This is a genomic window from Streptomyces sp. NPDC050433, from assembly GCF_044458565.1.
GTDB lineage: Bacteria > Actinomycetota > Actinomycetes > Streptomycetales > Streptomycetaceae > Streptomyces.
In genome coordinates this window covers 64,708-87,197 of record NZ_JBITIB010000022.1, presented here as the reverse complement: position 1 = coordinate 87,197, position 22,490 = coordinate 64,708, and the positions used below count along the sequence as shown (strand labels likewise).

Annotated in this window: 20 protein-coding genes and 2 pseudogenes; 10 read left to right on the top strand and 12 right to left on the bottom strand. The window is 69.6% G+C overall.

Features of this window, described 5'->3' with window-relative positions; all coding sequences use genetic code 11:
* Nucleotides 1-25: 25 nt before the first annotated feature.
* The 5 genes and pseudogenes from ACIBLA_RS25680 to ACIBLA_RS25660 all read right to left on the bottom strand — a co-directional run.
* A pseudogene (locus ACIBLA_RS25680) lies at nt 26-226 on the bottom strand (hypothetical protein); the annotation flags it as partial.
* Complete coding sequence (locus ACIBLA_RS25675; protein ID WP_399200009.1) at nt 227-481, bottom strand: hypothetical protein; 255 nt, start codon at nt 479-481, stop codon at nt 227-229. It lies immediately after the preceding pseudogene.
* Nucleotides 482-699: 218 nt separating this feature from the next.
* Nucleotides 700-1,488 (bottom strand): 3-oxoacyl-ACP reductase family protein, encoded by a 789-nt coding sequence (locus tag ACIBLA_RS25670; RefSeq protein WP_363246632.1) that lies wholly within the window; start codon nt 1,486-1,488, stop codon nt 700-702.
* The gene (locus tag ACIBLA_RS25665; RefSeq protein WP_399200008.1) at nt 1,489-2,439 is read right to left on the bottom strand and encodes an NmrA/HSCARG family protein; all 951 of its coding nucleotides are present in this window, start codon (nt 2,437-2,439) and stop codon (nt 1,489-1,491) included.
* A gap of 268 nt (nt 2,440-2,707) precedes the next feature.
* Nucleotides 2,708-3,439, bottom strand: a complete 732-nt coding sequence (locus ACIBLA_RS25660; RefSeq protein WP_399200007.1) for a hypothetical protein — start codon at nt 3,437-3,439, stop codon at nt 2,708-2,710.
* A 282-nt stretch (nt 3,440-3,721) separates the two neighbouring features.
* On the opposite strand from ACIBLA_RS25660, the gene ACIBLA_RS25655 reads away from it, so the two are divergent.
* The 3 genes from ACIBLA_RS25655 (at nt 3,722) to ACIBLA_RS25645 (ending at nt 7,862) form a co-directional block, all read left to right on the top strand.
* Nucleotides 3,722-4,102, top strand: a complete 381-nt coding sequence (locus ACIBLA_RS25655; RefSeq protein ID WP_399200006.1) for a hypothetical protein — start codon at nt 3,722-3,724, stop codon at nt 4,100-4,102.
* Nucleotides 4,103-5,193: 1,091 nt separating this feature from the next.
* Entirely contained in the window at nt 5,194-6,105 is a 912-nt protein-coding gene (locus ACIBLA_RS25650; protein WP_399200005.1) for a hypothetical protein, read from the top strand.
* 590 nt (nt 6,106-6,695) lie between these two features.
* Nucleotides 6,696-7,862, top strand: a complete 1,167-nt coding sequence (locus ACIBLA_RS25645; protein ID WP_363246635.1) for a hypothetical protein — start codon at nt 6,696-6,698, stop codon at nt 7,860-7,862.
* Between the two features lie 201 nt (nt 7,863-8,063).
* Here ACIBLA_RS25645 and ACIBLA_RS25640 read toward each other — a convergent pair whose 3' ends face one another.
* Nucleotides 8,064-8,882 carry a hypothetical protein gene (locus ACIBLA_RS25640; RefSeq protein WP_399200004.1) on the bottom strand — a complete coding sequence of 273 codons (819 nt, stop codon included), beginning with the start codon at nt 8,880-8,882 and terminating at the stop codon, nt 8,064-8,066.
* Nucleotides 8,883-9,028: 146 nt separating this feature from the next.
* Here ACIBLA_RS25640 and ACIBLA_RS25635 point away from each other — a divergent pair.
* Nucleotides 9,029-9,202 (top strand): annotated as a pseudogene (locus ACIBLA_RS25635) (transposase); the annotation flags it as partial.
* A gap of 446 nt (nt 9,203-9,648) precedes the next feature.
* Nucleotides 9,649-10,380, top strand: a complete 732-nt coding sequence (locus tag ACIBLA_RS25630) for an SAVMC3_10250 family protein (RefSeq protein ID WP_399200002.1) — start codon at nt 9,649-9,651, stop codon at nt 10,378-10,380.
* Nucleotides 10,381-10,596: 216 nt separating this feature from the next.
* Here ACIBLA_RS25630 and tpg read toward each other — a convergent pair whose 3' ends face one another.
* Together tpg and tap are read right to left on the bottom strand one after the other, a co-directional pair.
* Nucleotides 10,597-11,154, bottom strand: coding sequence for a telomere-protecting terminal protein Tpg (gene tpg, locus ACIBLA_RS25625; RefSeq protein ID WP_363246638.1), 558 nt, complete (start codon nt 11,152-11,154; stop codon nt 10,597-10,599).
* A 7-nt stretch (nt 11,155-11,161) separates the two neighbouring features.
* Nucleotides 11,162-13,408 (bottom strand): telomere-associated protein Tap, encoded by a 2,247-nt coding sequence (gene tap / locus ACIBLA_RS25620; protein ID WP_399200001.1) that lies wholly within the window; start codon nt 13,406-13,408, stop codon nt 11,162-11,164.
* A 165-nt stretch (nt 13,409-13,573) separates the two neighbouring features.
* Between tap and ACIBLA_RS25615 the strand changes: the two genes are divergently transcribed.
* Together ACIBLA_RS25615 and ACIBLA_RS25610 are read left to right on the top strand one after the other, a co-directional pair.
* Nucleotides 13,574-13,804: a hypothetical protein gene (locus ACIBLA_RS25615; RefSeq protein WP_363246640.1), complete on the top strand. Its 231-nt coding sequence runs from the start codon at nt 13,574-13,576 to the stop codon at nt 13,802-13,804.
* 47 nt (nt 13,805-13,851) lie between these two features.
* Nucleotides 13,852-15,060 (top strand): hypothetical protein, encoded by a 1,209-nt coding sequence (locus tag ACIBLA_RS25610; RefSeq protein WP_399199999.1) that lies wholly within the window; start codon nt 13,852-13,854, stop codon nt 15,058-15,060.
* Nucleotides 15,061-15,094: 34 nt separating this feature from the next.
* On the opposite strand, the gene ACIBLA_RS25605 is transcribed toward ACIBLA_RS25610, so the two are convergent.
* Nucleotides 15,095-16,099, bottom strand: coding sequence for a hypothetical protein (locus tag ACIBLA_RS25605; protein WP_399199998.1), 1,005 nt, complete (start codon nt 16,097-16,099; stop codon nt 15,095-15,097).
* Between the two features lie 394 nt (nt 16,100-16,493).
* Between ACIBLA_RS25605 and ACIBLA_RS25600 the strand changes: the two genes are divergently transcribed.
* The 3 genes from ACIBLA_RS25600 to ACIBLA_RS25590 are packed head-to-tail and all read left to right on the top strand — an operon-like array spanning nt 16,494 to nt 19,504.
* Nucleotides 16,494-17,726 (top strand): CaiB/BaiF CoA transferase family protein, encoded by a 1,233-nt coding sequence (locus ACIBLA_RS25600; RefSeq protein ID WP_399199997.1) that lies wholly within the window; start codon nt 16,494-16,496, stop codon nt 17,724-17,726.
* A complete protein-coding gene (locus ACIBLA_RS25595; protein WP_399199996.1) occupies nt 17,727-18,659 on the top strand; it encodes a hydroxymethylglutaryl-CoA lyase in 933 nt (310 codons plus the stop codon). It abuts the gene before it with no gap.
* Between the two features lie 56 nt (nt 18,660-18,715).
* Nucleotides 18,716-19,504: an IclR family transcriptional regulator gene (locus tag ACIBLA_RS25590; protein WP_399199995.1), complete on the top strand. Its 789-nt coding sequence runs from the start codon at nt 18,716-18,718 to the stop codon at nt 19,502-19,504.
* A gap of 259 nt (nt 19,505-19,763) precedes the next feature.
* On the opposite strand, the gene ACIBLA_RS25585 is transcribed toward ACIBLA_RS25590, so the two are convergent.
* The 3 genes from ACIBLA_RS25585 to ACIBLA_RS25575 all read right to left on the bottom strand — a co-directional run.
* A complete protein-coding gene (locus ACIBLA_RS25585; protein ID WP_363246923.1) occupies nt 19,764-19,901 on the bottom strand; it encodes a hypothetical protein in 138 nt (45 codons plus the stop codon).
* 5 nt (nt 19,902-19,906) lie between these two features.
* The gene (locus ACIBLA_RS25580) at nt 19,907-20,260 is read right to left on the bottom strand and encodes a hypothetical protein (protein WP_399199994.1); all 354 of its coding nucleotides are present in this window, start codon (nt 20,258-20,260) and stop codon (nt 19,907-19,909) included.
* A 90-nt stretch (nt 20,261-20,350) separates the two neighbouring features.
* Nucleotides 20,351-22,490, bottom strand: a 2,140-nt coding sequence (locus tag ACIBLA_RS25575) for an Ig-like domain repeat protein (RefSeq protein WP_399199993.1), incomplete at its 5' end; no start/stop codon positions are given.

The window sequence follows — 22,490 nt, the reverse complement described above, 5'->3', positions numbered from 1 at the left end:
CAGGGCCGTGACGTGGTGCTGCTGTTCAGGGGGTGAGGTCCAGCACGCGTACCGCCTCACCGGCCCACCGCCGCGGGGCAGCGGTCGCGATGACCGCCCCGTCCGGACGCTCCAACGTGGGCTGCGCCGCGTACTGGCTGTGCGCCGCCGCCCAGGTCTCGCGCCGCGCGAGAGCGAGCGCCGCAGAAAGATCCAGATCAACCACGGTGATCCCCGGTAACGCCGCTCACCGGGACACTCCGGCCGCCTGCGCCAGGCGCCGGTCCAGCTCACCGTCCAGGTCCCGCTCCTGCTCCGCCGTGGGCGCGTAACCGGTCCACTCCTCCAGCGCGGCCCAGGCCCACTCGGCACGCTCACCCGGAGTCAGCAACGTCTCCGCCAGACGGGCCAGATACGCGCGCAGCGACAGACCCTCCGCCACCGCGATCGCGGCAAGCCGGTCCTTGGCTTCCTCAGGGATACGGACATTGGCATCAGACATCGTCGTACTCCTTCCCATCCCCGATGAATACGGGTACGTACCCGTACCCGCCGTGGTGGCGGTGAAGCTGCGGCTGACGGGAGCCATCGCGGGTGCCGCGCGGCGCCAGCACCGCACCGCCGGTATGACTGTTGTGCCCCAGAGAGTGAACCTCGTGCGGCTCCCTTCAATGTGCCGCATGCCCAGGCCGGCGACCTCAGCCACTGCTGTCGCTGGTGTCAGACGGCGAAGCCGCCGTCGATGTTGATCGTCGCGCCCGTCACGTAGGCCGACTCGGAGCCGGCGAGGTAGACGATCAGGCCGGTCAACTCATCCGGAGACGCATACCGATTGACCGGGGTCAGTCCGTTCATCAGATCGGCGTGGTCCCCTTCGGACGGATTCAGGTCTGTCGCGATCGCGCCCGGCTGGATGTTGTTCACCGTGATCGCTCTCGGTCCCAGCTCCCGGGCCAGCGCTCGGGTGAAACCGCCGATGGCCGCTTTGGTGAGGGAGTACGTCGTGCCGTTCGGAATCGGCATCCGCTCGGCGAAGACGCTGCCGATCGAGATGATCCTGCCTCCGTCGCCCATGTGCCGCAGCGCTTCCCGTGTTGCCACCCACACCGAGCGTACGTTCACCGCGACCTCTCGGTCGAAGTCGTCGACGGTAAGTTCCTCGATCGGTGCCATGTGACCGCCTCCGGCGTTGTTCACCAGGATGTCCAAGCGGCCGAAGGCCTCCACGGTGCCGGTGACTGTCGCGCGGACGGCTTCGGCGTCTCCCGAATCGGCCGCCAACGCCACCGCCCTGCCGCCTTCCGACGTGATCTCGGCGACGACCTTGTCGGCGTGGCCGGGTGACGAGTGGTAGGTGATGGCGACAGCCGCGCCCTCACGGGCGAGGCGACGCGCGATGGCCGCACCGATGCCACGGCTCGCGCCTGTGACCAAGGCGACCTTGCCGCTGAGCGGCCCGCTCGTCTTGCCCTCCGAGCCCTCACGAGACGCCGTACGTGTCGCGCTCATTCACTTCACCTCGATCTTCGAGGAGTTCTCGGCCAGCCAGGCGTCAAAGCTCTTCAGTTCCGGGTTGATCTCGCGCAGCCGGTTCAGATCGCGGGCGCCGGTGAACTCCTGGTCGAAGTCGCCGTAATACTGGAACATGTTGGCGACCTCCGCAGCGGCCGGGATGTCCAGGGAGCGGAAGACGTCGTAGGGCACCGACTTGAAGCGCACCGGTTCGCCGAGCGCGGCTCCCAGCTTCTCCGCGTACTGCGCACCGGTCAGGTGGTCGCCGGCCAGGCCGATGGTGCCGCCGACGAACTGCTCACCACCCTTGAGGATGGCGTGCGCGGTGCGGCCGATGTCCGCCACGTCCACCCCGGCGAGGAGCTTGCCGTCCTCCAGCGGCAGGGTCAGGGTCAGTACGCCGTCCTCGGCGCGCTGGGGGCCCATGGCCTGCAGGAAGCCCTGGAAGAAGAAGGTGGTGTTCAGGAAGGTCGTCGGCACTCCAGCCTGTGTGAAGAGCTCATTGGCCTCACCCTTGGCGTCGAAGTGCGGCACGTTGTACTTGTCCTGCAGAACGGGCATCCGACCGTCGTCCAGCGGCAGCAGTTCGCGCGTGTCCTCCAGCGTCGACCAGACCACATGGCGCAGTCCCGTGGCCTTGGCAGCCCGGACCAGGACGTTTACTTCCTCGGTCTCCTTGGCCGCCGAGCCATGCGCCCAGAAGTTGGTGACGAGGAAGGCGCCGTAAGCGCCCTCGAACGCTTGGCGCACGGTCGGCTCGTCGTAGAAGTCCGCCTGGACAACCTCCGCCCCGAGCCCAGCAAGCTCCTTGGCTGCAGGCGAGTTGGGGTTCCGGGTCAGCGCGCGCACCGTGAAGCCCGAGTCCGGATCGGCGAGGATCGCCCGTGCGGTGCCACCACCCTGTGCGCCCGTCGCTCCGGCGACCGCGATGACCTTCTTGTCGCTCATACCAGCTACCCCTGTCCGAGTGGAGAACCATCTAGTTGAGGTATCAACTCAATCAGGATTACGTTGATGCATCAACCTTTGCCAATGAGATTCGGCCAAGTAGCGAAGGCCGTGAATGCTCAGTTAATACCCCAGTCGCAGGTCGTGATCTTCATGCCTGATTCGCGGCTTGTCGGCCGTAGTGACCGACCCGGGCGCGGGTCTGGTGGCGGCACCAGTCGGACCAGCGGAGCTGGTGGGCCGCGTCGCGGAGTCCTTGAGCCCGGTCTCACAGTTCCCCGCCGCCTCCCGGCGCGCGCTCCGCGCGTCGGGAAGGCCTCGTCCACGCGCGTACGGACACCGTGCAGCCGGAGAACGCTGCGTGGCTGAAGGACACCGTGCCACCCGAGAACACCACACCCCTGAAATCCATGTAACCGTCGATGGTGACGCCGGGGAGGTCGAGGTCGCAGCCCTGCCAGGAGCGGTGGGTTCCCCGGGGGCGTCGATAAGGCGCAGGATGGTGTGCCGGACCTTGCGGAAGGCCAGGTAGCGGTGGTGTTCCTCTTGGTGGGTGGGGGTCGGGGGTGAAGGGGAGTTGGAGGTAGGCCCACAGGACGTCGATGCAGGTCTGGCGCAGGTTGTCGTCGGGGGCGTCGTCGGCAAGGCCGGCCAGGGCGTGAACGCCACCGAGGCGGATGGCGGGTGAGTCGGAGCCCAGTTGCTCAACGGCCTGAGTGAAGCGCTCGCTGTGCAGCCGGGTGGCTTCGCGGTGTGCACCGGCCTCGTCGACACGCCGGCGGCGGTAGGCAACGACCAGGGCGACGAGCGCACCAGCGCCGGCAACCACCCCGAAGGAGAGTTTCACCAGATCGAAGAGCGTCTTCGCGTCGAGCTTCGCGGTCTTGTCGATCTCCTTGAAGTCCAGAAGCACCACCAAGCTGACGAAGACGCAGCCCGCGACCAGGACCGCGGCGGCGAAGGTGAGGGCCAGCGCCCGGCCGACCCTCCACAACCGCAACTCCCGATCATTCGGGGATCGTGACCTTCGACTGGATGTCATGACGATGAAGACAAGGCGCTGAGTCACCGGTTGCAGCCAGCCCGACGAGCTCGGAAGCTGACTCCGGGGTATGGGCTTAGAACTCGTAACAGAATGGCCCCCTCCGATCCGCGCGCGCTAGGGCAAGCCCGGCACGCAGGGTCCCAAACCGCGGGCGCGGGACCCTGCCCCTGAGCGTCGCGCGGGGGCAGGATGCGAGGAGGATGGCGGCAGCGGTCACCAAGAGGGCGAGTGCGGCTGATGATCGACACCCAGAGGGACACCTACGAGGAGGCGGTGGCCGCGGTCGAGGCAGCCTACGGGTTGCGGCCTTCCGTTCCAGACGCGTGGCCGGCTATACCGGCCGCGGACCCCCGCCCCGGCCCGCAGGACCTCGACGACGACGTCCTTGGGGACGGTTGGACGGATCAGCTTCCGCTGGTTGATCAGGCCAACACGGAGTGCCCAGCGTCGGTAACCGATGCCAGGTGGGGGCGTTCGCCGTTCGCTGGGTGGACGACCTGGACCAAGCCGGACTTCCACAAATTCAGCGACGCCATGTACAGCGACATCCGCAGTTTCATCCAGGTCGCACGGGCAGGGTCGTCCTCTGCGGCGTCGCGGGAGGAAGTGGGCGGGTGAATCTCATGGAAGTAGTCGGACATCGCGACCGGCTCGCGGGTCTGGGCAACCAGCTCAAGCAACCTGCGCCCATCAGGGCTCAGCATCATGCCGGCAGCCTCTGCGGGCGACTTCGCGGATCGGGTCCGCTCGGGCTGGTGTGCGCCGTACGGTCTTTCCACGGACGGTGACCCGTTGGTGACGTCGGGTCAGGCAGGGAGGGGACCCGACGGTGGTCAATGCTCGTACGTACCCGCTGTGGCGGGACCTCGCGATGAGTGAAGACCTCCCCAAGGAGGCACTCAAGACGGTGATCGAAGCCCTGTGCACCCCGGCGAGGAGCCGGCACGGTTTCGACTCGCAGACCGAGCAGTGGCGGGAGGAGGCGCTGAAGACCGCGCTGCCCCCGCTTCTGGCCCGCACATCGGCCAGGCGGCTGAGGGGCCGGCTCCTGGTGCAGGCCGACGAGACGATGCTCGCCAAGCTGGCGGCTGCGGGCACGGTGACCGTCGACGACCTGCCCGCCATCCTGCGCACCCATCGAGTGGGGGCCGGACTGATCATCGGCCTGGCCCGGCACCCGGAGCAGGTGGAGGCAGCCGTCGCCCTGTTGCCCCGTCTCGCCAACGGGGAGCCGGAGCAAGTCATCAGTGACTGGGATCCAAACCGCTACACCCGAACCGAAGGGGACACCCCGGTCCCGCCCGTGCCGCAGGCTCTGTTCGACGCCGTTCTGGAAGCGTCCCTCACTCCGCTCGCGGCGTTCCTGCTCTTCCCTCGGCGCGAAGAGGGCTGGGAAACCCTGTCCACCGTTGGCAAGGACTGGTCGCTGGAACTGGGAAGCCGTGACGGCTGGGCCATGCTGGCCAGGTGCCCCGAGCGGTGGGCGGAACTCACCGGAGACCCCACGCTCGGCGCGGCCGTCCAGCACTTGCTGCTGGACGAAGCCGAAAGCTCCGCCGCCGAAGACGCCCGCATCCGCGCCAGTTACCCCCACGAAGAGGAGCCTTCTTCCGCCGAAGACCCGCCCCCCCGCACTCAGCGAGGAACTGCTGCGCGCCTGCCTCCCGGCCCTGTGCCTGCCCGAGCTGCCCGAACTGCCCAACCCGACGGTGACCGCGCGCAGGACCCTGCACCACATCGCCAACCGCGTACGCGACAACCCCCGCCTCACCGAACTCGCCAGCAGCCAGCTGCACGCGGCCGCCGACACCCTCGTGCGCCGCGGGCAGCTGCTGGACCTGCCCGAGAAGCGTGCCAACGACTACGAATTCGACGGCCTCGTCCGGCGCCTCGCTGAGGACCTGGCGCTCCTCAGCGCCAGCCCTGAACACCTCGCCAGAGCCTGCGCCCAGCTCGCCTCCCTGGATCAGCCGGCCGTCGTCTCCCCAGCCCCCAGCCGGGTCTGGACACGCGTCCTCGACGACAAGACCGACCACGACCGTCCCGCCAGCCTCCTGGAGCGCCACTCCGAGCACCGCCGGGTCCAGGCCCTGGCCGCTCTCGCGGCCAACCCGCACACCCCGCGTGCGACCGTCATCGAAGACGTTCTCACCGTCCTGCACCCCGCAGAGCTGGCCTGGATCGCCGAGAAGGCCGACGGCCCCGACTGGTTCCTGAACGCGGCGGCGGCGGTCCCGGCCGACGACGAGGACGACGGAGTGCTCCGGCTGCTGACCGACGAGGACCTCGACCAGCACCCCGACCCGGCGGCCATACTGCAGTCCTGGCTCGACCACCCCGCCGTCGACGAGATCCTCCCCCGCTCCGGGGTCTACCGCACCGTCATCAACTCCCGACACCACACACTCGCCCACCTGCTCCAGATCCCCGCCGACGAGGTCCTCCTCAGCAACAAGCCCGAGACCGCGCTGAAGATTCTGGCGGACCGCTGCGGACGCAGCGCCGACCGGTGGGCAGCACTCGCCGCCGCCATGACCTTCGACTACGACGAGGAACAGGTCCCCTTCGGTGAACTCCTTGATGCACTGAACGGCGGAGCCGGTGCCGGGTCGGCGTCCTGAAAATGAAGCGTCCACGCGCGCTGCAGTCGCCGACGGCCGGGGCAGAAACCCAGGCCGCACCCAGTCCCTGCAAGAAAAGACGTTGCTGCCGAGAACCGGGGAGAGGCACCTCATGAACTTTTCGTTCGAGTGATGGCAATACGGGGCGGACTGCGTGGTCTACGGGAAACCGGCCGGGTTCTGGCAGGAGTTGTACCGGGTGCCGGATGAATGGGACTGCTGGAACTGCGATGCCATCAACATCACGCACGACCCGCCATGGACACCAGCCGACTGACACCTCCCGGAGCCTGGTTGCCGCCGAAAGCTCCTCCGAGACAGCGGTCGTTGGAGTGAAGCGGTCCTGCTGGGTGGGCGGAACCCGGTCCCCACCCGTACGGGCGCCTCACGGCGCGAACACCAGTTCCGCAGCCTCCACGTTGGGCGCGACACGCCCAGGGGTGTGCCATCACTTCGGGTGAAGCATCCGCCTTCTGGACCAGTGAAGATCCATCAGGATGGACACTCATGGCGACCAACTCTTCACTGTAGGTGACGGTCTGGATGGCTTCGGCTGCCCTGCCCGCACTGCCCGACCGGTAAGGACCGACATGAACGCACTTCACCGCGGCGGCAACCGCAGATCCCCCGTCCTCCTGGGTCTGCTGGCGCTGCTGGCGATCCTCACGGCGTGGGCCCTGCCCTCCGCCGCCACCGCACAGGAGGGCCGGCTCAAGGGCTGGGGAGCCAACGAGAGCTACCAGCTCGGCGGCGTTGTCACCAGCGCCAAGTACAAGCCCGTGACCGTACCCGGGCTCACCGGCGCCGACATCCAGAGCATCTCGGCCGGCGCCAGTCACAGCCTGGCACTGCTCTCCAACGGGACCGTGGAAAGCTGGGGCCTCAACACCAGCGGCCAGCTCGGCATCGGCACCGTCACCAACCAGGACCAGGCGTCCACCGTCACCGGACTGCGCGGCGTGGTCGCCATCGCGGCGGGCAACAACCACAGCCTGGCACTCCTCGCCGACGGCACCGTCAAGGCCTGGGGCCTCAACTCCAGCGGCCAGCTCGGCGACAACACCGTCGCCACCCGCACCACCCCGGTCACCGTCTCCGGTCTCACCAACGTCGAGGCCATCGCCGCCGGGAGCGCCCACAGCCTGGCCGTCCTCGCCGACGGCACCGTCAAGGCCTGGGGCATCAACGGCAACGGCCAGCTCGGCGACAACTCCCTCACCCAGCGCAACACCCCGGTCACCGTGACCGGACTCGCCAACGTCCGCAGCGTCGCCGCCGGCAACGCCCACAGCCTCGCCCGTCTCGCCGACGGCACGGTCTGGGCCTGGGGCTACAACGCCCAGGGCCAGCTCGGCGACAACTCCCTCACCCAGCGCCTCACCCCCGTCAAGGTCGACAGCATCACCACCGCCCGCGAGATCAGCGCCGGCATCCACCACAGCGTCGCCCGCCTCGCCGACGGCACCGTCAAAACCTGGGGCTACAACGCCCAGGGCCAGCAGGGTGACGGCACCCTCACCAACCGCCCCGCCCCCATCACCCTCGACGGCGCCACCAACATCCGCGCCATCTCCGCCGGCCATTACCACACCCTCGTTCTCGACCGCGACGGGAAGGTCAGCGCCGTGGGCTACAACAACAACGGCCAGATCGGCGACGGCACCGCCGTCGACCGCACCGCCCTCACCACACCCATCAACAGCCTCAGCAGCATCTCGCTCATCGCTGCGGGCGGAGCGTTCAGCCTCGCCGGATAACGGCACCGGACACCGCACCAACACCGGGTCGGCAGCCGGGAACACACCGGCGGCCGGCCCGGCCTCCTCGAGCTTGGCAGCCAGAACGTCTGCGACGCCATCCCTGCCACCTCGGGATCCGCATCGAGAAGAATCAACCGGCCCCGCACCAGCATGGCAGCTTCGCCCCGGCGTTCTCGGTCGGTGGCGACCACGGCGGATCTAGCACATGGCGAGTTGCTCGTGATCGGGGAGGTCGAAGTGGGTGATGCGCCCGGTCAACACCGTGCCCAGTTCCCGCAACTCGTGGGCTTTGCGGACGAAGACGCGCTGGCAGGGCAGCTGCGGTGAGAGGGAGATGAGGTCGGGGCAGGGGCGCACGATGCCATACAGCGCACGGAACCGCCCCTGGGAGTGCAGAGGCACTCCGTAGGCGAAGTGCGCGGCCATGCTGGCGTTCTCGGGGACTTCCACCCTCAGTTGCTCCTCACGCCAGGCCCGGTCGGCCACCGTGGCGAACAGTTCCTTGATCTGCTCCTGGGACAGCCGGCTCCACCACGCCCTTGCCGTCTCAACGGCCTGGCGCTCCCTCTCCTTCTGTTCGGCCCGCTCACGGGCACGAAGCGCTTCCTCTTCGGCCCAACGCTCGCGGAGCTTCTCCATACGGATGCGATGTTCCTGCTCCTGCACCAAGCGGCGCTGGCGGGCTCCCTCGGCACGGCGGCGCCGGTGAATCTCCTCCATGTGCTGCTTGCGGCGCGCTGCTGCGGCTTCCCGCTCCCCTGCCATCTCCAGCTTGAGCATGTGGTGTTCCCACGACTCGTTCGTGAGCGAGCACTCGACAGGGCGGCCGGGATCGTGGCAGAAGAACCGCACGCGTCGAGGCGAGTGCTTGGCATAGACGCCCCAGCCGCACTCGGGGCAGGCGAGTGAGACGCGGGGGCTGGCCTTGCAAACGTTGTTCCAGTCGAGCCCGCATCCGAGATCATGCTGAGTGGCGTCGAGGCGGCCGTTGTCGGGGTGCAGTGCAGTAAAGGGCATGAATAGCACCTCCTGTGCGATCCGGAGCGAAAACGTATTTTTTTATGTCGCGGCAGGAGATATCAGGAGCCACTGACAATCAGCTCGCCGAGCGGCCGGCCCGGTGGGAGGACCGTCTGTGGCTGCTGCGGCCGAACCGTCTCGGTCAAAGCCTCGGTCGGCTCCGCTCCGACCGCGTGATGCGCCGGCCGACACCGCCACGGGGCTACGACCCCGCGGGTGGCCGACCGCCCAGGAACGGCGGCGAATTCGTCTTCGGCGACTCCACGACCTGGGGCACCGAGCAGGCTGTGACCATCACCGACACCCGCCTGTACGGGCACCGACTGGTGGGCGGCGAGCGCCTGGTGGAAGCCGGGCGACGCCATCTCGCGCGTCTTCACCGGAGCCTCCTGGGCATCTGGTGCGGTCGGAGCCTCGGGGGCGGGCGCGGCGCCGGCGGGCAGGACTCGGATGCTGCCTACGGCGTCGGTGCCTGTCGTTTCGTTCGCCGCGGCGACAATCCGCGCGCCGATCAGGCGCAGTTGGGTGCCGTAGGCGGGCGAGTCGGGGCGCAGGTCAAGACGGCCTTCTTCGGTGTGAAGGCGACGGCCTGGACGTGGTCGGCCAGTCGAGGTGCGACGGCCGCCGCGATGTCCGGCCAGCAGTCCAGCACGGCTCCGCCCGGCAGGGCCCTGTCCTTGGGTCTTCGAACATCAGAGATGGGGGTGTAGCGGGGTGCACGAGAAGACAGAATGGACTTACTCAGTGCACGCTAGGGGGCAGCATGCGCGACTTGCTCTACTTATCAGAAAACAAAATGCGGGCGCTGGCCCCGCAACTGCCTGGTCGTCTCCGGAGAAGGTTGGGCTTCGAGACCGGGTTCAACGTTGGGGTTGCGTCGGCCACGGCAACGCTGCCGAGCGAGCCGCAGCCGTCGTCAATCGCTCTGTTGGACGCGACAGTGAAGATGATTGGGAAGACGAAAGGCATTCGTTCGCGGACCGAAACCCGCCTCCGCGTCGGCGACTGGATCCAGTTCACGGACGACTTCCGCTTCGGCGACGCGGCCACAGCGCGCTATCTGCCCGAGGACCCAGACCCCGGCCATGCGCTCGCCGGACTCGTCTATTTTGCCACCGCCAATGCCGAGCCTCCGTTCGTACTCTTAGGTTCCTCCGTGCATGTCCTGGATCGCTGGCAGTCAGGGGACTCACCGGAAGGGCGGGTGGGAATGTTTTACATGGACGCGGTCATTGCCTACGCCCGCCAACTCGCACAACTGCCCGACGAGGCCGCGACCACCAGGTTCGTTCCACCTGCCACTGGGAGGCGTGAACTCGACTACGCCCTCCGGGTTCTGGGCCGATCTGCACAGGGGAACAGTCCCGACGAGGGGTGGGTGACCGAGCCAGTACGGCTAAGTGGGCACGCCCGGATCCTCGCAGTGGTTCGAACATCTCAAGGACCCAGCGTGCTCGCTACACCGCTGTATGTGGAGTATGCCCAACGCGAATGACCAGCGACTGCGCACTCCAGAAGGAGGCTGGCGCAACTCTGCTTGCTGCGGCGCTGGCGGCTGTTGTCGCCGTGATCGTCCTCTGGAGCACTGCCGGGCCGGAACCCTGGCGTCGTTGGACACGGCATGACGCGCATGAACCTCCGGCCCGCAGACACGCGAGCGAGCCCCGGACCGGCGACGGTTCGGGGCTCGCTCGCTTTTCGGAGCGCGGAGCTACAGGTCGAACTCCAGGTGTTCGATGTCGGTGAAGCGGACCTCTTCCAGTGAGCCGGCGCGGCGGCCCCCGTCCTGGAAGTAGGTCTCCTTGAGGGCTTCGGCGGCGATCTCCTGAAGGCGGGCGTCGCTGGCGCCGGCCTCCTGGGCTTCGAAGAGGCGGGCGGCGTGACGGGGCGGCAGGGCAACGGTCAGGTGCCGGATGCGGTCCTGGTCCGTCGACCCGATCGGCGCCGTGTAGCCCATGCGGGCGCGGGTGTCGATGACGATGCCACCGGTGCTGGCCGCCTTCTCTTTGGCTTTGGCCCGGATCTGTGGCTGCCAACGGGCCTTCACTTCACGCTCTATGCGGGCCGCGAGCTCCGGGCGGGGCTTCTTGATCTGGTCCTTCACGTACCGCTCGACGGTGCGCTGGGAGACCCGCAGCATCTGTGCGACCGCCCTGGTGCCCTTGAGCTGCTTCACCAGGTAACGCATCTGCGCGCCCGCCGACTTGGGTGCCGGGCGGGTGAACGCCTTCTGCACCGCCTGGTCCAGGCCGTCACCGATGATGCTCATCGCCTACCTACTCCCCGTTGTCCTGGTCGGTGACGGTGCCGTCCTTGATGTACCGGGCGAGGTTGAGCTCGGGGGCGCTGAACTGCTCCCGTACGCCTTCGCCCCACAGCACGCTCTGGGTGCCTTCGTGCTTGACCAGGCCGGGGTTGACCCCGAGCTTGAAGCCGCCGGGCAGCGGCTTGCCCTCCCGGTAGGGCAGGAAGTCCAGCGGGCTCTCACCGTCGACCGCGTACACGACGCAGTCGGACAGGATCGCGACCGGGTACTGCCCGGTGAACGCCGCATGCTTGAGCAGCTTTCGGTGCAGGTTGATTCGCGTGCGGGAGATGACCGCCGCCCGAATGTCCGGCCGCCACGTCGGACGCGACAGCGCCCGCCACGGCTGACCCGGCTTCCAGCCCTCACCCCGCGGGCGCTCACGCAGCTTCCCCAGGCCGCCCTTCACCGTGGCCTTGACCGCGGACACCACGATCGCGAGCTCCGGGTCACGGCCGCGGTAGCCGTCCATCGCCGCGAGGAAGTCCTCCGGCGACAGGTCGGCGCCGACGCCGAGGTCGGCCATCGTGGCGAGGTAGGCGTCGCGCAGCCGGTTGTACCAGCCGTCCAGGTAGCGGCCGTTGTCGTACCGCACCCACGCCTCCACCGGCGCGACCTCGTAGCCGAGTTCGACCGCGTAGGCGACGGTCGGCGTCGCGTACCAGGCCGGACCCTCCGGCCGGACGCCCTTGGGCGTGAACGGGCTCGGCAGCAGACTGGCGTCCAGCTCCACCCACTTGTCCTTGCCGGCCTTCACGCGGGACAGGTCGACGTGCGACAGGTCGACCAGCCACGAGCCGGGCAGCTTCGGGGCGAACACCGGGTCCTTCACGCGTGTTGGCGCGCTCAGGCCGAGGGGCAGGCCGTTGGCGCCGGCGGCGAAGGCCATGTTCACGTCCAGGCCCACCAGGTTGCGGCGCAGGCATTCGGTGTCGGTGAGCGGCCGTGCCCAGTCGTACGCCTCCTCGAACAGCTTCTCCCCGGGGCCGCGGACGTGGAAGCGCGGCAGGTCCGCCAGGAGCGGGTGCCCGTCAGGGGCCTCACACGGCGCGCAGTCCACCGGCTCCTTCCCCAGTGATCCGGGGTTGTGCTCGGAGTGCCGCTTCCCCGCCCCGTCCGGTTCGGAGGCGCGGGTCGGCGGGTGCAGCGCGGTCATCAGCTCCAGGCCGGTGACGGCGGTGGAACCGCGCGGCGTCATCACCCTGACCGCGTACGTGCCGAGCAGCCGGGCGAGCTCCGCCGGCGGAAGCTGACCGGCCTCCCCCCAGTGCCGGGTGTCGAGCGCCTGCCAGGACGGGATGCACATCTGGACACAGGCCCGCTCCGGACCGGTCGCCGGGCGGTAGATCCGCGCCCACGGTCCGAAGCCGCGCTTCGTCAACTTCCACTCCGCGCGCGCCAGTTGCCTGATGACCTTGTGACCCTCCGGCAACCTGCCCGCGAGCCGCTCCTCCTCCGTAAGGACGACCGGGAGGCCGTAGCGCTCCAGCGCGGACTCGGTAAGCACGAGCAGCGGGTCGGCCGGCTTCCCCGGCCCGGACAGCTTCGGCGTGCCCAGCTTCGCCTCCGTGAGGGTCCAGTCGACCAGTGCCGGGACGGACTTAGCGGGCACGTCCAGGACCAGACCGCCGGTGCAGTACGCCAGCACCTTCCCGTCGTCGACGTCGACAACCGCCAGCGGCCCGTTCTCGAAACGCGGGTCGGTGCCACCTGCCGGGGTGTTGGCCGGGGCCGCCTTCTTCGCGCCCGGCCGCCGTGACATCGACGACGGCCTGGTGGTGCTCGCCGTATGCGCGGCCGTCGGAGCATCGGGGGCAGGGCTGGTCCGGGTGTTCTGGGACGCCGCCGCGGCCGGAGTCTCGGGTGCCGGTCCTGCGGGCAGGGCCTGCGCTTCCGCAGCCGGAGTGAGCGCACCGGTGAACGTGGCCGTCACCGCGACGTCCTGAACGGGGGCTGTCACAACCGTGTCGTCCGCGGGGGCGGGGTAGAGCTCCGCGAGCTTCTCCAGCAGCCGGGCGTACGCGTCCCGCTCCGGCGGTCGCGGCTCTGTCTTCCCTGACTCCCAGCCGGACACCGTGGCCCGGCGCACCTTCAGCGCGGTGGACACCTCATCAATCGTCAGACCGTGCGCGGCACGCAGCCGCTTGCGCTCCGCCGGAGGCGGCAGCGTGGCGCGAGACGCGACCAGCGCATCGACCGCGTCGAACAACTCGGACATGGAACACCTCCTGACCGACACCCTATCTCACGAAACGCATGAATCGCGTATATTGCTCGTACGAAGCTCGTACGAAGTGCGTACGAAGTGCGTACGTATGACGTGTTGACCTTGACCTGCCGCTATCGGCGGCCTGCGGCTGAAGGTGTCCTGTCTTGCTGAACCTTGACCGATCTGAGGAAACGGTCGTCACCGCCCGTTTCCGCGTCGAGCGGGACGATCCGGCCACCGAGTACGGCCGGAAAGTCACCGTCCACCACACACCCGAGGGACCCCGAGGTCTTCGCTCTGGACCTCGCCGCCGGTCGGCGCTCCAACGTCCTGTGCGTCGTCTTCGTCGTCCTGTGCCCGCTGCTGTGCGCGGGCGCGTCGGTCACGGGCGCGGTACTGCTGTGACGCCGCCCGGTCCGCGGCGTCCGAAAGTCAGGCCCTAGTCTTGCCGGATGCGTATCGGGGGCATCGGGGGCATCGGAGAAAGCAGCGAAGGCGGCGACACGGAGAGTTCTGCCGAGCGGCCGGGGCCCCGTGGCCGGTTGCGTCGAGCGGGGAAGTACCAACTCCTCGTGGTGGGAACGGCGTTCGTGGTGCTGGTGGCCACCGTCGCCGTCGTGGTGGCCGTCACGGGTGACGAAGACGGCGAGAAGTGCCATGAGGTGCCCACGTCGGTCCGGGCACTCGCCGACGACCCTGCGGCGGCCACGAAGGCTCTGGATCCCGGGGACGACCTCGACGGGATCTCGTCCGCGACACATCTGCTGGCGCACGACGAGTTGTGCGGCGACGGGGCCCGCGTGCTCGGCCGCGTCGTGGACGCGGGCACCCGCGCCACAGGACCCGGCAAGCCGCACACCGCAGCGCAGGCCCGTAGCGCCTACGCGGTGGCAGCGGTCCTGAGCGGTCAGGGGATTCCGGCGGGACTGGCGCCGGGTGTGGCACGGATGCTGGCCGAGTACGTCGTGGACGCCGGTCGGGACGACGGCTTCGGCGGGAGTGACGCGACCAGCCCGGTGGCCTTGCCCAATGAGGCACTGCCCGACAAGAACGGCTATACGGCACTCGGCCGCTTCCTCGCGCCCGGCGAGGTGCACACCAGATTCGAGTACGAGGGCATCGACGGGGACGCGGACATGAGGACCCTGGTGGCCGAACTCACCGAGGACCCGGAGGCGTTCGCCGTTCTCTACGACGCCGAACGCGCCAATCTGGCCGCCTACCTGGAGCGGTTGACCGACGAGGGCGGCGACCCCGACTTCCGCCCCTCCCCGACCGACCGCGGATCGGGTCCGACGACCTGGCCGGACAACGATCTCCAGGATCTCGCGGGCCGGGTGGGCACCTTGATGAAACACCGCGCCAACCACACCAGGGACGGCACGATCTCCGACCTCGACGCCTTCGACCGGTCCGTACGCGAGCACACCCGGGGCACGTTCCGCCCGGCTGAGAAGCAGCTGAAGACCCGCCTCCCGGTGGGCGACATAGCTGCCCGGCCCGTTACCGGCCCCGTGCGGGGCGATCTGATGGACGGCCGGGACCAGCTGTTCACCGTGCTGGACAGCTGGGCGGAGCAACGCCACGTACCGGACCGACGAGCGGCCGCCATGCGGCAGATGATGGACGACTTCTACGTCCGGGGGCTGTGGCTCAGGTAGTGCCGCCGATGCGACGGTGTGTCGTGACGTCGCGTCAGGAGTGGAACCGGAGGTCCGTGCAGCCGTGGCGGCGGACCTCGTCCCGCGCGAACTCCTCGAACATCCGCTCCTTGGCCGCCGCGTTGACCCCGGGGATGTCACGGGAACCGCTGAAGGCGTAGTTGGCGGCCTCGCCGTCGCAGCGGGCGCTCGCGGTTCCCGGCCGGGGCCTGCCGTCGTTGTCGTATGCCGTGAGCCGGTTGCTCCAGTCGCCGTACCAGGACACGAAGGCGAGCCTTGAGCCGTCCCGCCACGATTCGTCGTCACTCCCGGACAAGAGCTCGCAACGCCCCGTCGGGGCCGCGCTGTTCGCGCCCACTCTGATCCGCCAGTCGCCGCCCTCCGGCAGCCCGGCCCGGGACACCCAGGCGCAGGCCGTGTCCCCCGCCTCGGCCACGGGGACTGTCGGCACATCGTCTGCGGCACCGGCCAGTGGAAGGTCCTTCTTCGGGGGCTCGATCGCCTCGGCGTCACAACCCACCTTGCCCGAGGCCGAGTTGGCGAAGGCCACGGCGATACGGTACGCGGCCAGCTGCGTCCTGACGGGAATGTTCTGCCCCAGGGAGGTCTGCACCATCAGCTTGCGCTGTCGGCCCTGACTGTCCTTGCCGAGATCCGGGCAGGGCACGAGGAACCGAATGGAGCCGTACTGGTCGATGAAGCCCGGCAGACTCCCGGGCAGCGGCGCCTGGTCGTCGAACCCTTCCTCGGGAAAGACCACCATGAAAGCCCGGTCCTGGTCGTCGCGTCGCGTGTACGCCGACATGGTGATGGTCCGTTCCCCGGAGACGTTGTAGCCCTCGAAGGTGAGCGAACAGGAGTAGGAGCCGAGCGCCTCCGTACGCTTCGACTCTGCGGACTCCAGGTCGGCGTCCACCGGCGTGAGCCCCTTCACAGCATCGCGCGGCAGCACGCCGTCGCACGCCTGACGGACCAACAGCCACTCCTGCACGGACGGCGCGGCCAGATAACCGCCCAGCCCGACCACGACCGCAGCCACCACAGAGACCTTCACCCAGCGCCGCATCGTTCCCCCGTCGTACCGGCCACCCGGAGGTGCCCTGCCCCTTCCGTACGTACCGCCGCACCCTACTCGTCGGCGCCGGGCGCCCACCGGCCGGGGAACGCCGTCGGTCAGCCTCCAGCCGAGGGCGCCGAGGACGGTCACCCGGCTGCGGGAGTCGTCACGGGGAGGGTGACGTACTGCACGGCATCCGGGTAGCCGACCCGGATGATGGTGAACCGGTCCTCGCGGTGTCCGGGGCGAGGCGCTGCTCCACCTCTACGCGCCGGCCTGACCGGGGGCGGGCGGCCAGACGCCGTTCGGCGGCGTCGATGTCGGCCTGGGTGTAGGGCTCGTGGACAAGGCGGGCACGAGAGAGCGGGTCCTCAACGTGCGAGGTACCGACCATGGCGGGCAGCAGCGCGCCCCCGGACCCCTGGCGGGCCTGCGCGTAGTGGAACTGGGCAACTTCATCGCCGCACCCTCGGCCGGCCGGCTGATGGCCGACCTCGGCGCGGACGTCGTGAAGGTGGAGCGGCCCGTCGGCGGCGACGAACTGCGCCGCTGGCGGCTGCACGAGGGCGACACCTCGCTGCTCTTCCGGGCGATGAACCGGAACAAGCGGTCCCTCACCCTCGACCTGAAGCACCCCGAGGGTCGGGCCGTCGCCCTGAAGCTGGTCCGCCGCAGCGACATCGTCCTGGAGAACTTCCGGCCCGGCACTCTCGAACGCTGGGGCATGAGCCCCGAGTTGATGCGCGAAGCCAACCCGGGCCTGGTCGTCACCCGGATTTCGGGTTACGGGCAGACCGGCCCCTACCGCGACCGGCCCGGCTTCGGCGGCGTGGCCGAGGCTGTCGGCGGCCTGCGCCAGCTGACCGGTTACCCGGACCGGCCGCCGACCCGGGTCGGCATCAGCCTCGCCGACTCGGTGGCCGGCCTTTACGCGGTGATCGGCTCGCTGGCCGCGCTCCGGCACCGTACGACCACCGGCCGGGGCGACACCGTCGACGTCGCGCTGTACGAGGCGGTCTACTCGCTCATGGAGTCACTGACCCCCGACTACGACGCCTTCGCCGTGGAACGCGAACGCAGCGGCAGCTCGCTGCCGGGCATCGCACCGTCGAACACCTACCGGTGCGCCGACGGCCGCCATGTCGTCATCAGCGGCAACGGCGACTCCATCTTCAAGCGGCTGACACAGGTGATCGACAGGCCCGACCTGGCCGACAACCCGGAACTCGCCGACAACGCCGGACGCGTCCGGCACGCCGAGGAACTGGATGCCGCCATCTCCGAATGGACCGGCCGTCTGCCGTACGACAAGGTCCTCGCGCACCTGAACGACGGCAACATCCCGTCCGGGCCCATCTTCACGGCCGCGGAGATCGCCACGGACCCGCACTACGCGGCGCGCGGCATGCTGGAGCGCCACCGTGTGACCGTCGCCGCCGGCGACGAGCCGGACGTGGCCTTCCCCGGCATCGTGCCCAAGTTCACCGAGGAACCAGGGCGCACCCGCTGGCTCGGCCCGGAGCTGGGCGAGCACACCGACGCCGTCCTGGCCGAGCTCGGAATCGACGACGAACGCCGCGCCGCGCTGCGCGAACTGGGGGTGGTGTGAATGAACGGCCTGCCCGAACAGGTCCTGATCACGGAGGTCCTGCTGCGAGACGGCCTCCAGATCGAACCGGTGATCGTGCCCACGCAGGACAAACTCCGCCTCGCCTACGGCTTCCTGGAGGCCGGGCTGACCTCCCTGGAGATCGGTTCCTTCGTCCATCCCGGCAAGGTGCCGCAGATGGCGGACACCGACCGGCTGGCCGCCGAGCTGCGCGCCGGGGAGACGGCCTCCCTGCACAGCCTGGTCTTCAACGAACGAGGCGCCCACCGCGCCCTGGCCGCCGGAGCACGCAACGTACGCCTGACCGTGTCGGCGAGCGACGGCCACAGCCGGGCCAACGCCGGTGTGCCGACGGAGCAGGCACTGGAGCGGCTGCGCGTCGCGGCGGAGCCGCTGACCGCGGCGAACGTCCAACTGGAGGCCACCATCGCCACCGCCTTCCTCTGCCCGTTCGACGGCGAGACATCACCGCGCCGCGTCGTGGAGACGGCACACCAACTGGCCGGCCTCGGCATCTCCGTACTCCACCTCGCCGACACCATCGGCGCGGCCAGCCCCTGGCACATCCGTCGCACCGTGCGGGCCGTGCAGGCGGAGCTGACCGACCTGCCGCTCGGCCTGCATCTGCACAACACCTACGGCATGGCGTCCGCCAACGTCTGGGAGGCACTTCACCTGGGCATCCGCCGGTTCGACGCCGCGCTCGGCGGAGTGGGCGGCTGCCCGTTCGCGCCCGGCGCCGCCGGGAACATCGCCACCGACGACCTCGTCAACGTCTGCCACCACGCAGGCATCGCCACCGGAATCGACGTGCGGCGGCTGGTGGAGTTGCGCGACGAAGTGCACGCACTGCTCGGGCGGAAGCTGCCGTCCGCCCTGGCCGCCGTCCCCGGCGCACCGGCACCGCTGCGTGTCACGGCCGCACCGGACTGACATACCGTGTCCTCCTGAACGGCGGCGGCATGGCGGGGAGACGGGGAGACACCGTGATGAGCACGAACGACAAGGGCGGTACGGCGCCCCTGCTGGTCCTGAACAAGATCCGGCAGATCCTGGAGTGCTTCACCATCGAACGGCCGGAACTGCATCTCCAGGAGATCACCAAGGCCACCGGCCTTCCCGCCAGCACCTGCCAGCGTCTGGTGCACAACCTCACCCGTGAGGGTTTCCTCGACCGCACCGAGGACACCTACCGCATCGGCCTCGGTCTGGTCCGCTGGGCGGCGCCCGGCACCTTCGGCCTGGACATGGTCCAGCTGACCCGCCCGGCGCTTCAGCAACTGCGCGACCGGACCGGCGAGACGGCGTGCCTGTACGTACGGGACGGAGCGTTCCGCACGGTCGTCTCGCTGGCCGAGACCCGGCACGTCGTCATGCGGCTGTTCATGATCGGCATGGTGATGTCCCTGCACGCCGGATCGGCCGGCAAGGTGTTCATGGCCTTCGACCCCTCGGCGCGACGCGCGGCGGTCAGCCACGGCCTCACCCGGCACACCGCGCGCACGGTGGTCGACATCGACGTACTGGACCGGCAGTTGGAGGAGATCCGCCGCACCGGCTTCTCGGCGTCGTTCGAGGAACGCGACCTGGGCGCCTCCTCGATCAGCGCACCGGTCTTCGGCAGCAGCGGCGAACTGGTCGCGGTGGTCGGCATCGGAGCACCGACCCAGCGCCTGACCCCGGCGGACATCGGCACACTCGCCCCACTGGTCGTCCAAGCGGGCGAGGAAGCCTCCCGCGCCCTCGGCCACCGCCCCGGAAGCCGGCCCGCCTCCTGATGTACGGAGTCCGGGGGGGGGGGGGGGGGGGGGGGGGGGGCGGGGGGCGGCGGGGGGGGGGGGGGGGGCCCCCCCCCCCCCCCGGACTCGGTCAGGTGAGGCCCCGGTACGCGCCCCGGTGGCGCAGCAGCCGTTGGCCGGGTGCCGTCCGGTCGGCGTTGGTGACCGAGCGGATGAGGGTGGTGGGGTCGCCGGCGGGCCGGCGCCTGAGGTTGGTGTCGATCGCCGCATCGAGGTCCGGGACGCCGTCCGGGTTGTTCTAGCGGGCGAAGACCTCCTCCACAGGCAGCCCCCGGACCCTGAACGGGGTGGTGGGCACGCCGTCGAGGTTGATCGACATCACGTCGTGGCACTTGGGCAGTTGGCTGATGGTCTCCGCCGTGACGTGCCCGCCCAACGGACTTACCGGCGCCGAGCTCGTCGATGAACGCCACCGACGCGGACACGTTCTCGCGGGGCCCGCGGGCCCCGGTCGCCCCGGACAGGCAATGTGCTGTTATCTGTGCGATCCATCTTGTCGAAAGTGGAGAACCCCGGCCGTTCCAGCCCGGCCTTCACGACTTTCTCCAGCGCGATGTTGATCAGGTCCGCCGGCCGGTTCTTCGCTGCGGCCTTCTTGCGGATCGGCCGCTCGGCGATCCGCCGAGCCTCCGCCTGGTCGTACGCACGCCGACCCCGCTTGCGGACCAGGCCCCGGTGGTGCTTGGCAGTGTTCTCCGCCCGGTACACCGGCAGCGCCCCCTCCGGCAGCTCCACCGCACTGCGTTGATCGAGCCGAGCCCGCCGCGGGCACGCCCGCGTCGGGCCGCGGTGTGCGGCCCGACGCGGTTTGTGCGGTCGGGTGGGTTACGGGATCGGCGGGAACGGGACGACGGTCAGGCCCGCTGTGACCGAGGACCGTGCGAAGCAGGCCACTCCGGCGAACGACGCCGTGTAGCTGGCCGCCGTCACGATGGTGCCGGGAACGGTGACGGTGGGCGGGGCGAGGGTCGCCACGCCGCTGGCGTCGGTGACGGCCGTGCCGATCAGGATCGGCCCGCTCACTGCGTTGGCGGTGAAGGTCACGGTCATGCCGGGGATCGGTGCGTTGGTCGCGGCGTTCCTCAGCGTCGCGTTCATGGTCTGGATGACGAAGGTGCCATTGAGCCGCAACCGGACCTGCTGGGGTGCGGCCGTGAGAGTGGTGGCCACGCTTGTCGCGTTGATGACCACGGAACCCGTCGACGCCCCGAAGCACGGGGCGCCGTTGTAGTGGGCGGTGATGGTGCCGGAGGACAAGCTGGTGGAGCTGAAGCAGGCCTGGCCGGCGGCGTTGACGGCGACCGTCTGGTTGAGCCCGCCGGGGCCGGTGAACGTCACCGTCCCGGTGGGCGTACCCGAACCCGGCGCGTTCGTCGTCACCGTCGCACACACCGTCACCGACTGACCGCACACCGACGGGTTGGGTGTCGCCGTGACCGTCGTGGTGGTCGTCGCCGGGTTCACCGTGGCGGTGGCCGTGCCGGTGGAACCGGTGAAGCACGGGGCGCCGTTGTAGTGAGCGGTGATGGTGCCGGAAGACAGGCTGGTGGAACTGAAGCAGGCCTGGCCGGCGGCGTTGACGGCGACCGTCTGGTTGAGCCCGCCGGGGCCGGTGAACGTCACCGTCCCGGTGGGCGTACCCGAACCGGGCGCGTTGGTGGTCACCGTCGCACACACCGTCACCGACTGACCGCACACCGACGGATTCGGCGTGAGCGAGACCGCGGTGCTGGTCGAGGCCGGGTTGACCGTGACCGTGAGGGTGCCGGACGAGCCGGCGAAGCACGGGCCCTCACCGTTGTACGTGGCGGTGACCGTGCCGGTGGCCAGCGACGTCGTGGTGAAGCACGCCTGACCACTCGCGTTCAGCGGCACCGTCTGGTTGAGCCCGCCCGGACCGGTGAACGTCACCGTCCCGGTGGGCGTACCCGAACCCGGCGCGTTGGTGGTGACCTTGGCGCAGACCGTCACCGACTGACCGCAGACGGACGTGGCGGGGGTCGCCGTGACGGTCGTCGTGGTCGCCGCCTCGTTCACGGTGACGGCGACGGAGCCGCTGGAGCCGCCGGCGCAGCTGGTGCCGTTGTACGTGGCGGTGACCGTGCCGGAGGACAGGGAGGTGGTGGTGATGCAGGCCTGACCACTCGCGTTCAGCGGGACCGTCTGGTTGAGCCCGCCCGGACCGGTGAACGTCACCGTCCCGGTGGGCGTACCCGAACCCGGTGGGGTGATGGTGACCGTCGCGCAGAGTGTGACTGACTGGCCGCACACCGATGTGGCCGGTGTCGCCGTCACGGTCGTGGTGCTGGCGGCCGGATTGACCGTGAGGGAGGCGGCGCCGGTGGACGGCAGGAAGCAGCTGCTGCCGTTGTAGACGGCGGTGACGGTGCCGGTGATCAGCGAGGTGCTGGAGAAGCACGCCTGTCCGCCGGCGTTCAGCGGCACGGTCACGTTCAGCCCGCCGGGTGCGGTGAAGGTGACGGAGCCGGTCGGCGTGCCGGAGCCCGGCGCGTTGGCGGTGACGGTTGCGCAGAGCGTGACCGACTGGCCGCAGACGGACGGGTTCGGCGTGGCCGTCACGGTCGTGGTGGTGGCGGCCGGATTGACGGCGAGGGCGACGGCGCCTGAGGAGGCCGCGAAGCAGGGGCCCTCACCGTTGTACGTGGCGGTGATCGTGCCGGTGGCCAGGGACGTGCTGCTCAGGCAGGCCTGGCCGCCGGCGTTCAGCGGCACCGTGACGTTCAGGCCGCCGGGACCGGTGAACGTCACCGTCCCGGTGGGCGTACCCGAACCGGGCGCGTTGGTGGTCACCGTCGCGCACACCGTCACCGACTGACCGCACACCGACGGGTTGGGTGTCGCCGTGACCGTCGTGGTCGTCAACGCCTCGTTCACCGTCACGTCGACAGTGCCGGTGGAACCGGTGAAGCACGGTGCGCCGTTGTAGTGGGCGGTGACCGTGCCA

Bases quoted from the DNA above. Each gene is read 5' to 3' on its own strand.
- ACIBLA_RS25595 (WP_399199996.1), top strand. From the start codon at position 17,727: ATGAACGGCCTGCCCGAACAGGTCCTGATCACGGAGGTCCTGCTGCGA.
- ACIBLA_RS25665 (WP_399200008.1), bottom strand. From the start codon at position 2,439: ATGAGCGACAAGAAGGTCATCGCGGTCGCCGGAGCGACGGGCGCACAG.
- ACIBLA_RS25675 (WP_399200009.1), bottom strand. From the start codon at position 481: ATGTCTGATGCCAATGTCCGTATCCCTGAGGAAGCCAAGGACCGGCTT.
- ACIBLA_RS25640 (WP_399200004.1), bottom strand. From the start codon at position 8,882: ATGCCCTTTACTGCACTGCACCCCGACAACGGCCGCCTCGACGCCACT.
- ACIBLA_RS25645 (WP_363246635.1), top strand. From the start codon at position 6,696: ATGAACGCACTTCACCGCGGCGGCAACCGCAGATCCCCCGTCCTCCTG.
- tpg (WP_363246638.1), bottom strand. From the start codon at position 11,154: ATGAGCATCATCGGTGACGGCCTGGACCAGGCGGTGCAGAAGGCGTTC.
- tap (WP_399200001.1), bottom strand. From the start codon at position 13,408: ATGTCCGAGTTGTTCGACGCGGTCGATGCGCTGGTCGCGTCTCGCGCC.
- ACIBLA_RS25655 (WP_399200006.1), top strand. From the start codon at position 3,722: ATGATCGACACCCAGAGGGACACCTACGAGGAGGCGGTGGCCGCGGTC.
- ACIBLA_RS25630 (WP_399200002.1), top strand. From the start codon at position 9,649: ATGCGCGACTTGCTCTACTTATCAGAAAACAAAATGCGGGCGCTGGCC.
- ACIBLA_RS25670 (WP_363246632.1), bottom strand. From the start codon at position 1,488: ATGAGCGCGACACGTACGGCGTCTCGTGAGGGCTCGGAGGGCAAGACG.
- ACIBLA_RS25610 (WP_399199999.1), top strand. From the start codon at position 13,852: ATGCGTATCGGGGGCATCGGGGGCATCGGAGAAAGCAGCGAAGGCGGC.
- ACIBLA_RS25590 (WP_399199995.1), top strand. From the start codon at position 18,716: ATGAGCACGAACGACAAGGGCGGTACGGCGCCCCTGCTGGTCCTGAAC.